Genomic DNA, 10,427 nt, shown 5'->3' on the forward strand with positions numbered 1-10,427 from the left:
TGTCCCTGCTCCGCCAGCTTGGCCTGTGTTGCCAGTGCCAGCTCCACTTCGGAGCCAGTGGCGATGAGGATACCCTTGGCTTTGCCGCCTTCGGCATCCTTGATCACATAGCCGCCGCGGCGGGCGTTGGCCACGGTTTCGTCGGTATGGGGCAGGGCCGGAAGGTTCTGGCGACTGAGGGCCAGCAGGGACGGCGTCCGCTCCAGCTTGACGGCGGACTCCCAGGCGATGGCGGTTTCCACCGCATCCGCCGGGCGCCAGACATGGAGATTGGGAATGAGGCGCAGGCTGTTGACCTGCTCGATGGGCTGATGGGTAGGACCATCTTCGCCAAGTCCGATGGAGTCGTGGGTCATCACATAAACCACACGAATACCCATCAGCGCCGACATGCGGATGGCGTTACGGCTGTAGTCGGAGAAGATCAGGAAGGTGCCGCCGAAGGGCAGGAACCCGCCATACAGGGCGATGCCGTTCATGATCGCGGACATGCCGAACTCGCGCACGCCGTAGTGGATATAATCGCCCATTAAACGGTGCTTGCCGATGTCGATGGCCTCTTTCCAACGGGTGTTGTTGGAAGGAGTCAGATCCGCCGAGCCACCGAGGAACTCGGGCAGTGCCGCAGCGATGCCTTGAATGGTCTTTCCGGAGGCAACACGGGTGGCGATCTTCGGGGCTTCCGAGCGAAAATCGCCGATGAGCTTGGTCATAGCCTGGTCAAAATTGGCACTTGGCTTACCTGCCAGACGGCGCTCGAGCTCGGCGGCATCTTTGGGAAACAGAGACGCATATTTGGCGAACCGCTTCTTCCATGCCGCTTCGGCAGACTCTCCTTTGGCACGGGCGTCGTAGGCACGATAAACCGCTTCAGGAATCTCGAAGGCTTCACCACTCCAGCCCAGGTTCTTGCGGGACAATGCAATTTCCTCCGCACCCAGCGCAGCACCATGGACGTCGTGGGTGCCCGCTTTGTTGGGTGAACCATGACCAATGACGGTCTTGCAGCAAACCAGGGTTGGCTTGGCGGTTTGCTTGCGGGCCTCGACGATGGCTTTTTTGATGGCTTCAGGATCGTGACCGTCAACATGGCGGACGACATGCCAGCCATAGGCCGCGAAGCGTGCCGGGGTGTCGTCACCAAACCAGTCATCCACATGGCCATCAATGGAGATGTTGTTGTCATCATAGAAGCAGATCAGTTTGTTCAGGCCCCAGACGCCGGCCAGTGAGCAAACTTCGTGGGAAACGCCTTCCATGAGACAACCGTCACCGAGAAACACATAGGTGTAGTGGTTGATGATCTCGTGATCGGGGCGGTTGAACTGCGACGCCAGCATCCGCTCGGCCAATGCCATGCCGACACCGTTGGCGAGCCCCTGACCCAGCGGACCGGTGGTCGTCTCGATGCCGGGGGTGTCGCGATATTCCGGATGGCCGGGGGTTTTGCTGTGCCACTGACGGAAGCTCTTGAGGTCTTCCATGGACACGTCATAGCCAGTGAGGTGCAGGAGCGCGTATTGCAGCATGGAACCGTGCCCGTTGGATAAAATGAAACGGTCGCGGTTGGCCCAGTGGGTGTTAGCCGGATTGTGGACGAGAAAGTCGTTCCACAGCACTTCGGCGATATCCGCCATGCCCATGGGCATGCCGGGATGGCCGCATTTCGCTTTTTCTACGGCGTCCATGGTGAGAACACGAATAGCATTCGCCAGATCAGTACGGGTGACAGTCATAAAAACACTCCTTAGAATAGTATGGAAATCAGTCGATGCGTTGGTGGGTACGGACCCGGCGCAAAATGCCGTCGTGACCGGAAATGACCAGACTCTCGCTCTCTACAAAATAGTGGGAGCGGGTTACGCCATCGAGAATGTCACCAGAAGTCAGACCAGTAGCCACGAACAGCACATCGTCGCTGGACACCAGTTCGTCGCGGCCCAGCCACTGCCCGGCCTTGAGACCTGCGGCGGCGATGGCTTCGGCTTCACCGGGCTTCTGCGGCGACAGGGCACCGAACATGTCGGCACCCATGGCACGGGCGGCGCAGGCGGAAATGACGCCTTCCGGGGTGCCGCCGATGCCCATCATGGCATCCACCTTGGTGCCGAGGGCGGCCATGATGCCGCCACTGACGTCACCGTCCGTCTGTAAGCGCACGGTAGCACCGGCCGCCTGGATCTCGCGGATCATGGCTTCGTGGCGGGGCTTCTTGAGCAGAAAAATACGCAGCTCGCGGACCTCTTTACCGAGGGCGCGGGCCAGATCGTGGAGCTTGTCTTTCATCGGTGCGGCAGGATCAATTTTACCGCGGGCCGGGGCCGGGATAATCAGTTTGTCCATATAGTAGGCCGGACCGGGCTGGAACATGCTGCCTTTAGGGGCTGCTGCCAGTACGCAGATGGAGCCGGGCATGCCCTGGGCCAGGAAGGTGGTGCCTTCGACGGGGTCAACCGCAATCTCTACTTCCGGGCCGGTACCCGAGCCCACCACCTCACCGTTATAGAGCATGGGGGCTTCGTCTTTTTCACCTTCACCGATGATGACCAAGCCACGCATGGGGACCTGGGCAATGGCGGAACGCATGGCGTCCACTGCGGCACCGTCGCCGAGTTCCTTTTCCCCCCGGCCGATCCAGCCGCTGGCGGCGCGGGCCGCAGATTCAGTAACGGGAAGCAGGGACAATGCGAGATTACCAATGGAGGCCATAGGATTTTTCCTTCAGTGACGGATTAGTAGAAGACAATAATCGTTTTAGCATAAATCAAAGGGCTGCATTTGGGAACTCGGCGGCGGTTTCCAGCCACCGTATCCAGCTTTCGTGGAGTTGGGGGTCGAGGGTAGCGAGGATGGAGCGCGGTAGCAGGTCGCTTTCCCTCAGGGCGTCGCCATTGAGTTGAGTGATTCGCCCGCCCGCCTCATCGAGAATCAAGGCACCCGCAGCACGATCCCAGAGTTGCTGGGCGCCGTGTAGATAAAAATGATAGCGCCCGGCGGCCAGCCAGCACCACTCCAGGACGGAGGCGCCGAAGTTCCGCTGACTATGGAAGGGGCGCTCGTCAATCAGGCGTAGGGCGAGGGGGCGGCCAAGTCTTTTGTAGTCGACGACCCCGACACAGTGTTGGAGCTTCGGTGCCTGGCGAACCGCCAGAGGCACACCATCCACGCGTGCACCAGCGCCCTGTGCTGCGGAGAAAAGCTCGGTGCGCACTGGATCGTACACCCAGCCAAGCATGGACCGCCCGCCTTGCAGCAAGGCCAGGGAAATGCCGAACACCGGGACGCCAGCGGCAAAGTTGCTGGTGCCGTCGAGGGGATCCAGACACCAGAGCGTATCCGCCTCCTGTAACAGGCGGGCTTGTTCGGCGGGGCTCATTTCTTCGCCAAGCAGGGGAATGTCGGGGTAACGGGCGGCGAGCATGTCCTGCAAAAAGTTCTGGCTATCGATGTCGGCGCTGGTGACGATGCTGCCATCGGGTTTGCGGTTGGCGCTGACGGTGTGAAAACGGGGTAGAATGAAGCGTTCGGCGCTGGTGCGCAGCAGTTTACCCACCCATTGCTGATCAATTTCTGGTGTCATGGGCGTTGTCTCCGGTACGCGACTTAGTGTTCAGCCTCTGGGTCTTGGCCCCGACGGAGCTGGGTATCCAGAGCGATCACCTGGGCAGGGTGGCGCCTTTTTTCTGCGGACTTTTTGACGGCGTTGTTCAATGCCTGATGAAATTCCATGGGCAGGCGGCGCAGGATTTCTTCCCCTTCCGGACTAAAAAGGTCCATCTGGCAGGCTACGCCCTCGTGCAGGTCATCCCGGGATTGGGTGGCAAAGTGATGCCAAACACTGACCGCAATACGTCCCCCAATGTAGTCGCAGAATACCCATTCCCGCTCCATAAGGATGGCCATGACCGAGACGTAGCGCAGGGGGATGAAGACGGGGCCGGGGGCGGCATGTTGCAGAATGAGTGCCTGATTGTAGATCCAGGCAGGAACCAGCCCGGGCCGCGTCTGCCAGACCGGGGGGCGACGGCAATCGGTGTCTTTAATCATGCGTCACCCACGCCAGCGTCACGATGATATAATCCCACCCATGTTCTCCTGCTCAATATCAGACTCCATGCCACGCATTCATTTATACGCCGATTCCAACCTCCCTGAAAGCGGGCCTTTTTTACTTCCCTCAGGACCCAGCCATCATCTGCTCAAGGTGCTGCGTGCGCGCAATGGGCAATCGCTGACGCTGTTCAATGGGGATGGCGCTGTCTATCGCGCCATGCTGGTTGGGGTATCTTCAGGAATGGCTGTGCTGGAAATTGCTGGGTGTTGCCTGCAGGTGACCCGTTCCCCCTTGGCGATTCAGGTCTTTTTGCCCCTGACCCGGGGGGAGCGCTGGGATTGGAGTTTGCAGAAGGCGGTAGAACTCGGGGTGCATCGGATTCAGCCAGTGGCCTGCCGCCATGGGGTAGTGCAACTGAGTGAAGCGCGCGGGGAGAAACGTCTGGCGCGCTGGCAGGACATTGTCATTGCCGCCTGTGAGCAAAGTGGCGCCACGACCCTTCCTGAACTTGCTCCGCCGGTTGCTTTAGGGGCGGCATGGGCCGCCGTGCGGGGAGCTGCTTTTGTGCTGGATCCGGAGGGTGCCGAGCGCTTTGCCGGTATCGCCCCGCCGGGGCCGGAGATTACCCTGCTCAGTGGCCCAGAGGGTGGGCTGGCAGCGGAGGAGGTGGCCGCCGCGCGGGTCCACGGTTTTCGCGTGTTGCGCATGGGACCGCGCATCCTGCGCGCGGAGACCGCCGCCATCGCCGCCATCGCCGTCGCCCAGGCACTGTGGGGTGATCTTTGAAATCGTTTCCGCCAGAGTCTGCCAGAATAGTCAGCTGTTGTTAGTGGTTGACAGGGCAGGCGGCAGGATGGACCATCCTTCATAATTACTTTCGGGAATCTCAACATGGAAATTTTATTGGCGAATCCGCGTGGATTTTGCGCCGGGGTCAATCGGGCGATCCAGATTGTCGATCGTGCGTTGGAGCTTTTTGGTGCGCCCATCTATGTGCGTCATGAGGTCGTTCACAACCGTCACGTCGTCGAAGACCTGCGCGCCCGTGGCGCCATCTTCGTCGAAGAACTGGATGAAGTACCGGACGCGGCGACGGTGATTTTCAGCGCCCATGGGGTACCCATTGCCGTTCGTCAGAATGCGGCGGCGCGTGGCCTGAGCGTGTTTGATGCCACCTGTCCGCTGGTGACCAAGGTGCATATGGAGGTCAAGAAATACAGCCGGGACGGCATGGAGATGGTGCTCATCGGTCACGCCGGACATCCGGAGGTGGAGGGCACCATGGGTCAGGTTGAGGAGGGCATGATGTATCTGGTTTCCAATGTCGCCGATGTGGCGACCCTGGCGCCCCGCAACCCGGAGAAGCTCGCTTACATTACCCAGACGACCTTGAGCATGGACGACACCGCTGAAGTGATTATTGCCCTGCGTGCGCGTTTCCCGCTGATTGAAGGGCCGAAGAAAGATGATATTTGCTATGCGACCCAGAACCGGCAGGATGCGGTGAAGTCGCTGGCGCCCGGCGTCGATATTCTGCTGGTGGTGGGCGCGCCGAACAGCTCCAACTCCAGCCGCTTAGCAGAATTGGGTACCCGGCTGGGGACACCGACCCATCTTATTGAAGATGCCCAACAGTTAAACCGTGAATGGTTTGACACCGTAGAAAAAATCGGTATCAGTGCCGGAGCGTCGGCACCGGAAAGCCTGGTACAGGAGATTATCGACACCCTCCTGAGCTGGGGCGCGCGGATGCCGAAAGAGACGCCTGGTGTAGAGGAGAAGGTCACTTTCAGTCTGCCATTGGCGCTGGTGCAGGCACAGACGCGGCGGGAAAACGCCTGACGCTTTTTTGTTTCCCGCCTCCGGGCGGGGTTGCGTAAGCTACCGCCGATTCTCGAGGTGGTCGGGTGTGCCTAGTCCGATGAGCTCCTCGGTCTGGAGGAGGCGCGGGGTCGGCTCTACGGGTTCCATGCCGGGAATCTCTTTATTTTCCGGGGCGGCTTTGAGGTCGCGGAATTTACGTGCAGAGACCAGTACCCGGCTTTCCAGCGACCCTGTCGCGTTGTTATAGGCCTCCACGGCTTGGCCCAGTCCCTTCCCTACCCGCGTCCAGTGACCTGCGAGCGTGCTCAGGCGGTCATAGAGCTCTTTCCCGAGATCGCTGATCGCCCGGGCGTTCTCGGCCAGCGACTCCTGCCGCCAGCCATAGGCCACCGCGCGCAGCAAGGCAATGAGGGTGGTGGGGCTGGCGACGATCACCTTCTGCTCCACCCCGTATTCAATGAGCGACGGGTCTTCCTGGAGGGCGGCGCTGAAAAACACCTCGCCGGGCACAAAAAGAACGACAAACTCCGGGGTCGGTTGAAACTGTTCCCAGTAGGATTTTTTGCTGAGTTGAGTCATGTGGGTGCGTAGTTCGCTGGCATGCTTGTGCAGGAAATGGGCGCGCTTTTGTTCATCTTCCGTTTCCATGGCCTCCAGGTAGGCATTCAGAGGCGCCTTGGCATCGACGACGATGCGCTTGCCGCCGGGCAATCGTACCACGAGATCGGGGCGCTGCTGGCCGTTATCGGTGGCAACGCTCTCCTGCTCAGTGAAGTCGCAATAAGCCAGCATGCCGGCCATTTCGACGACGCGCTTGAGCTGCATTTCGCCCCAGCGACCCCGGGCGGCGGGTTGACGCAGCGCCTTCACCAGCGCGGCGGTCTCCTGATGCAGGCGCGGCAAGTGGTCTTGTACGAGACCGCGAATTTGCTCATTGAGGGCGCTGTAGGCATCGACGCGGGTTTTTTCCATGGCGTCGATGCGGGTGCCCACTTTCTCCAGGGACTCACGGATAGGTTCCACCAGTTGTCCCACGGCCTTCTGGCGGCCCTCCCAATCGGTCTTCGCGTTTTCCTGGAAACGCTCCAGATTCTCCCGCGCCAGTTCCAGAAAGGACTGATTGTTACGGCGCAAGGCTTCGGCGGAAAGGGACTGGAAGGCATCGCCGAGGCGTTGGCGGGCGTCTTCCAAGAGGGCCAGTTTTTCGTTGCCGCGCAGGCGTTCCTGCTCCAGCCGTTCACCGAGTTCCGCCAACTGGCCCTGGAGTGCGGCCAACTCTGTTTGCAGGCGAGCGGCATTGTTGCGTTCCACCACCAAGGCATTTTCGAGTACCGGGATACGGCGGCTTTCTGCTTCGGCGCTGGCCCTGTTTTCACTTTCATGGCGGAGGATTTCCTGCTGTTCCTGGGCCTGTTGCCGCAGCGCAGTTATTTCACGCTGCAGGCTAGCCATCTGCTCGGCACTGGTTTGCTTTCCTTCCCGGAGGGCCGTGCTGATATCCTGCTGGCGCTGGATCATGCTGCGCGCTACCAGTCCGGCCACAACCAGCCCGAGCATCATGCCGACAATGAGATACAACAGATTTTCCCAGATCAAAAGCCGGTCCTGAATGTAGGGGAATTATTTTGAGAATACGCGAAGCGGGGCGCTAAAGCGATGGCCCATAACAGTTGGGAAAAACGGAACCGGGATGCCAGGCGGAGCGGGTACTCGTGCGCCGCGGTTTCAGGATCTCAGTTGCGAGGCACAGTTGGGACAGCATGTGGCTGCCAGAAGGATCGTGGATGCACAGAAACAGAGCGGTTTTTGAACGCCGTTGTATCTTTAGGATTAACGCCTGCAGAATTGATTGACGGCGTTTTTGCTATGGTCCATTTGCTGGTGCCCAGACGCCGCGGTGCAGGCCTTTTGGCCATCCTGACAGGTAATAGCCCAACCCTGAGCCAGATCAAAAAAATGTGCGGCCTGGGCTGCTGGGGATGCATAGGCACCTCCCTGGAGAAGCGGCGCCAGGGCATGAAAATAATGGCGCTCTTCCTGTGCCCATTGGGACACGGCCTGCCAGCAGGTAGCCTGTTCGTTTGCGGGCATTTGCGCACAACCGATCGCGTTGCTGCGCGCATGATCCAGCGCCTGTTGCCAGTTGGGGCAGAATTGCTGTTTAGCCTCGGCACGCTGGGCGGCGACGGCGGCGAGACGTTGCTGCGCAGTCTCGGCATTGCGATTGGCCCTAGCTGCACCCCGCGCGGCGGCGCTGGCGGTAGTGGTTGAAGAGGAAACAGGTGGCAGAGAAGCGCAGCCTGACAGGGTAAGTGTGAGCAGGAGGAAAAGTATTTTTGCGGGCATGTGGCGAGACTCTCAGATAGTTGGCCTTTGCCCGTTATATATCACAAGGATGCAGGCTCCGAAACAGGCACCTTGCCCCGCCAACGCCCCTTCCACCCCTCAAAGAGTACATAGAATGCCGGTGTCACATAGAGGGTCAGGAACTGCGAGACGATGATGCCGCCGGCCACGGCCACGCCCAGCGGCACCCGCGACTCAGCACCCGCCCCGATGCCAATGGCGATAGGCAGAATACCCAGCACCGCGGCAAGGTTCGTCATCATGATAGGACGGAAGCGGGTGACACAGGCGTCGACCATGGCGTCCACGGCCGTGGCGCCCTCGCGGCGGCGGTGAATGGCGAAGTCCACCATAATGATGCCGTTCTTTTTAACCAGCCCCACCAGCATAATGATGCCGACGAAGCTGAATAAATCGAGTTCCTGATGGAATATCCAGAGGGCCAGCAAGGCGCCAAAACCGGCCAGGGGCAGGGCAGTGAGGATGGTCAGGGGATGGATGAAATCTTCATAGAGAATGGCCAGAATGGCGTAGATCAGAGCTACCGTTGCCAGCAGCAGGAGCGGCAGGCTGCCGGTGGACTGGGAAAAGGCCGCGGCGGACCCACCAAACTCTCCCTGCACATCCGCGGGCAATATCTTTGCCGCCGTGTCCTGCACTGCTTGGGTCGCATCGCCTAGAGCGGTGCCAGGGGCCAGATTGAAGGAAATGGTCACGCTGGGCAGTCCGTTGTAATGGCTGATACTCAAGGGTCCGACGCCGTAAGCGAAGTGCGCCAATGCGGCCAGGGGCACCAGGCCGGTGCTGCCCGGCACAGTGATCGCCGAAAGTGCCCCGAGATTTTCCTGAAACTGCCGCGCCAGATCGAGAATGACCTCGTATTGATTGGTGGAGGCGTAGATGGTGCCCACCTGGGTGCCGCCGAAAGCGAAGTTTAGCGCTTGTTCGATGGCCTCAGGGGTGACCCCCAGTGCCTGGGCGCGCTGGTGCAGGATGTGCACTTCAATTTCCGGGTTGGCTAATTGCAGATCACTGTTAACGGCCTGTAGTCCGGGTACTTTGCGCAGGGCGGCTACCAGTTTGGGCACGGTCACATTCAGGCTATTCTGATCCTCGCTCTGCAGAATGTATTGGTAATGAGATTGCGATGAGACCGGCCCCATCTGAATAGCGGGCGGTAACTGGAAACTCGCTTCCACTCCGGCAAAATGGCTGACGCTACGGCGCAATTCCCCAATGACCTGGGTTCCTGACGCCCGCGCGCCCAAGGGCTTGAGGCGGATGATCAGCCGCCCGGTGTTGGCGGAACCAAAGGCCCCCGCACCTTGCCCGGCACTGGACATCACGGTCTGCACGGCCGAATTGTGGCCGACGGCAGCGGCGACGGCCTTCTGGGTGGTTTCGAGTTGGGCAAAGGAAATGCCCTGGGGATATTCCAGATTGCCCATGATCATGCCGCTGTCTTCGGTAGGGATGAAGCCCTTGGGCAGCAGGATAAAGAGCCCGATCATGGCCAGCAGGCTCAGCAAGGCCCCGCCATACACCCAGCCGCGATGGCTGAGCGCCACCCGCAGGCTGCGCCCGTACCAGTCGCGCAGGCTGAGGAAACCGCTTTCGAAGCGGCTCTGTCCCTGATGTTTCACCCGCAGATAGCGGGCGCAGAGCATGGGGGTTAGCGTAAGGGATACCAGCCCGGACAATAGGATGACCACCGCGATAGTGACGCCGAACTCGCGAAATAAACGACCGATGATGCCGCCCATCACCAGAAAAGGCAGGAAGACCACCGCCAGCGACAGGGTCATGGAAATCACGGTAAAGCCGATCTCGCGGCTGCCAACGATCGCCGCCTGATAGGGCTCTTCGCCGTTTTCCTCATGGCGGGCGATGTTTTCCAGCATGACCACGGCATCATCCACCACAAAGCCCACCGCCAGGGTCAGCGCCAGGAGCGTCAGCGTATTCAGGGTGTAGCCCAGCGCGTAAATGATGGCGAAGGTGCCGAGAATGGAGGCGGGAATCGCCAGCGCGCCGATCAGGGTCGGGCTGCCGCGGCGCAGGAAGAGCCAGAGCACCCCGGCCACCAGTATGGAGGCGAGCAACAGGGTGACTTCGACCTCCTCCACCGCCGAACGGATATAGTCGGCCTTGTCATACACCACCGTCATGTGGGCGCCGCCGGGCAGGCTGGCGCTCAGCAGGG

The 10,427-nt window shown here is 60.3% G+C and carries 9 protein-coding genes; 2 read left to right on the forward strand and 7 right to left on the reverse strand.

Features of this window, described 5'->3' with window-relative positions:
• From tkt to M7F93_RS09765, 4 genes are all read right to left on the reverse strand, one after another.
• On the reverse strand, positions 1-1,736 hold a 1,736-nt coding region (gene tkt, locus M7F93_RS09750), incomplete at its 3' end, for a transketolase (protein WP_298172641.1).
• A gap of 28 nt (positions 1,737-1,764) precedes the next feature.
• Positions 1,765-2,709 (reverse strand): class II fructose-bisphosphatase, encoded by a 945-nt coding sequence (gene glpX / locus M7F93_RS09755; protein ID WP_298172644.1) that lies wholly within the window; start codon positions 2,707-2,709, stop codon positions 1,765-1,767.
• Between the two features lie 55 nt (positions 2,710-2,764).
• Entirely contained in the window at positions 2,765-3,580 is an 816-nt protein-coding gene (locus M7F93_RS09760; RefSeq protein WP_298172647.1) for an inositol monophosphatase family protein, read from the reverse strand.
• Positions 3,581-3,603: 23 nt separating this feature from the next.
• Positions 3,604-4,047 carry a hypothetical protein gene (locus M7F93_RS09765; RefSeq protein WP_298172650.1) on the reverse strand — a complete coding sequence of 148 codons (444 nt, stop codon included), beginning with the start codon at positions 4,045-4,047 and terminating at the stop codon, positions 3,604-3,606.
• Between the two features lie 67 nt (positions 4,048-4,114).
• On the opposite strand from M7F93_RS09765, the gene M7F93_RS09770 reads away from it, so the two are divergent.
• Together M7F93_RS09770 and ispH are read left to right on the forward strand one after the other, a co-directional pair.
• A complete protein-coding gene (locus M7F93_RS09770; RefSeq protein ID WP_298172653.1) occupies positions 4,115-4,840 on the forward strand; it encodes a 16S rRNA (uracil(1498)-N(3))-methyltransferase in 726 nt (241 codons plus the stop codon).
• Positions 4,841-4,945: 105 nt separating this feature from the next.
• Complete coding sequence (ispH, locus tag M7F93_RS09775; RefSeq protein ID WP_298172656.1) at positions 4,946-5,896, forward strand: 4-hydroxy-3-methylbut-2-enyl diphosphate reductase; 951 nt, start codon at positions 4,946-4,948, stop codon at positions 5,894-5,896.
• A gap of 39 nt (positions 5,897-5,935) precedes the next feature.
• Here the strand turns inward: ispH and M7F93_RS09780 are convergent, their stop codons facing one another.
• The 3 genes from M7F93_RS09780 to M7F93_RS09790 form a co-directional block, all read right to left on the reverse strand.
• The gene (locus tag M7F93_RS09780; RefSeq protein WP_298172658.1) at positions 5,936-7,474 is read right to left on the reverse strand and encodes a DNA recombination protein RmuC; all 1,539 of its coding nucleotides are present in this window, start codon (positions 7,472-7,474) and stop codon (positions 5,936-5,938) included.
• Between the two features lie 234 nt (positions 7,475-7,708).
• Positions 7,709-8,224, reverse strand: coding sequence for a hypothetical protein (locus tag M7F93_RS09785; RefSeq protein ID WP_298172661.1), 516 nt, complete (start codon positions 8,222-8,224; stop codon positions 7,709-7,711).
• A gap of 41 nt (positions 8,225-8,265) precedes the next feature.
• On the reverse strand, positions 8,266-10,427 hold a 2,162-nt coding region (locus tag M7F93_RS09790), incomplete at its 5' end, for an efflux RND transporter permease subunit (protein WP_298172665.1).

It is taken from the genome of Acidithiobacillus sp. (genome assembly GCF_027322205.1).
Classification (GTDB): Bacteria; Pseudomonadota; Gammaproteobacteria; order Acidithiobacillales; family Acidithiobacillaceae; genus Acidithiobacillus.

What these genes read in the sequence shown, in the direction of transcription:
- glpX (WP_298172644.1), bottom strand. Translation starts at nt 2,709, where the DNA reads ATGGCCTCCATTGGTAATCTCGCATTGTCCCTGCTTCCCGTTACTGAA.
- M7F93_RS09760 (WP_298172647.1), bottom strand. Translation starts at nt 3,580, where the DNA reads ATGACACCAGAAATTGATCAGCAATGGGTGGGTAAACTGCTGCGCACC.
- M7F93_RS09765 (WP_298172650.1), bottom strand. Translation starts at nt 4,047, where the DNA reads ATGATTAAAGACACCGATTGCCGTCGCCCCCCGGTCTGGCAGACGCGG.
- M7F93_RS09770 (WP_298172653.1), top strand. Translation starts at nt 4,115, where the DNA reads ATGCCACGCATTCATTTATACGCCGATTCCAACCTCCCTGAAAGCGGG.
- ispH (WP_298172656.1), top strand. Translation starts at nt 4,946, where the DNA reads ATGGAAATTTTATTGGCGAATCCGCGTGGATTTTGCGCCGGGGTCAAT.
- M7F93_RS09785 (WP_298172661.1), bottom strand. Translation starts at nt 8,224, where the DNA reads ATGCCCGCAAAAATACTTTTCCTCCTGCTCACACTTACCCTGTCAGGC.